This is a genomic window from Brachyspira sp. (genome assembly GCF_050873525.1).
Classification (GTDB): domain Bacteria; phylum Spirochaetota; class Brachyspiria; order Brachyspirales; family Brachyspiraceae; genus Brachyspira.
Map to the genome: position 1 here is coordinate 1 of NZ_JBNMIZ010000336.1, position 1,564 is coordinate 1,564.

Consider the following 1,564-nt stretch of genomic DNA (forward strand, 5'->3'; position numbering starts at 1 on the left):
AATAAAACCATGTTGTTATAATAATACTTACAATAAATATTTATTAAACGAATACGACAAACGAGAGGCTTTTAGTATGGGAATGGGCGGAATATTGAAAGCGAAAAAAATAGTTATAGCGGCTATCGGAAAAAATAAAGCGTCAGCGATAAAAGAATTGCTTTTGAACGATAAAATAACCACGAAATGCCCAGTGACTTTTTTGAAACTGCATAACGATGTCACAGTAGTTATTGACGAAACGATAGCGAAAGCGATAGGTTATAAAAGTAGTAAAAAGTAAATTGTAAAATAAAAAACCGAAGTAATCCAGAATAAAGGAATTTTATTAGTTTGGATTGCCACGCATCTATTGAGGATAGTAATGACAGTGTAAAAATAATTGTCATTACGAACGAATGAAATGAGTGAAGTAATCCACAAAAAATGAAATTTTATTATATTTGGATTGCTTCGATTTATAAATAAATCTCGCAATGACGGGGTGCAAAAAATAATTGTCATTACGAACGAATGGAATGAGTGAAGTAATCCACACAGTATAGATTGCTTCGGCTATAAATAGCCTCGCAATGACGACTTTAAAAAATAACGGACGAAGTCTTAACCTCGCCCGTGCTTGAATGTGTGAATTAGAATTATATTTTAATTGAAAAAGATTTTTTACGCTTTCGGTCCAAATCTAAATCCTAATTGAAGTCCAATGTCAAACGAATCGCCTCCAATTTTTACTTCTTTCATTTTTGGTCCAAAATCTCCGCCCAAATACAAGCCGAAATTCATTGCGATACTATCCGTGAAAAATAAATAATAATCGAAAGTCACTTTCATGTATCCGATAACGGAAGGAGAAAACATATCGGTTATATCTTGTCTTTTAAGTGTAATATCAGTTTCATTTACAAGCCCTTCTCTTGTTGTTGATTCTACTGCAGAAGTCTGCTGCATTGAGAACCATCCAGAAATAGGAATTTTAACTCCTCCGCCAATTCCTATGGCAATCGCTCCTTTTCTACCAACGCCAATATTGAATTTAGGAAGCAGTCCTATTTTGAAGCTATGATAGAATTGACTAATCGATATACCTTCTTCAGTGCTATAAGTTGGGGATGCATCACCCAAACCAATACTAGTTACACCTGTAGAACCGTATCCCATACTATACAAATCCCAAGCATAACCCAATTCACCCAAAACGCTTATGCCGAAACCGTCTTTGACTTGGAACATATAACCGATTTGCGCGCTAATATCCGCGTCGGCGCTTATTTCTCCTTTGATACCCAAATCTTTGGCTTCTTTAGTTGGGATTACGACTCCAGCGCCGCCAGCCAACTGGAACAAAAACTCGAAACCGCTTGCCGCAAATGCCGATGTTCCGAGCGCCATCGTCATTGCCATAATTAGAAGAAATTTTTTAATGTTTTTCATTTTTTTACTCCTTTATGAAAAAATTTTTTATTTATAACAAAATTGGGTTTCTTCTTTCCCAATAAGTTATCGAAACCAAAATATCCGCAAAGAACGGACAAAATATAAATTGATTTAATGAAAAGATTTTTGC

Annotated in this window: 1 protein-coding gene and 1 pseudogene; one reads left to right on the forward strand and one right to left on the reverse strand. The window is 35.1% G+C overall.

Annotated features, from left to right (window positions below; all coding sequences use genetic code 11):
• Window positions 1-283: pseudogene (locus ACR0QS_RS13165) on the forward strand (hypothetical protein); the annotation flags it as partial.
• Window positions 284-663: 380 nt separating this feature from the next.
• On the opposite strand, the gene ACR0QS_RS13170 reads toward ACR0QS_RS13165, so the two are convergent.
• Window positions 664-1,431, reverse strand: coding sequence for a PorT family protein (locus ACR0QS_RS13170; RefSeq protein WP_432633908.1), 768 nt, complete (start codon window positions 1,429-1,431; stop codon window positions 664-666).
• Between the last annotated feature and the right edge of the window lie 133 nt (window positions 1,432-1,564).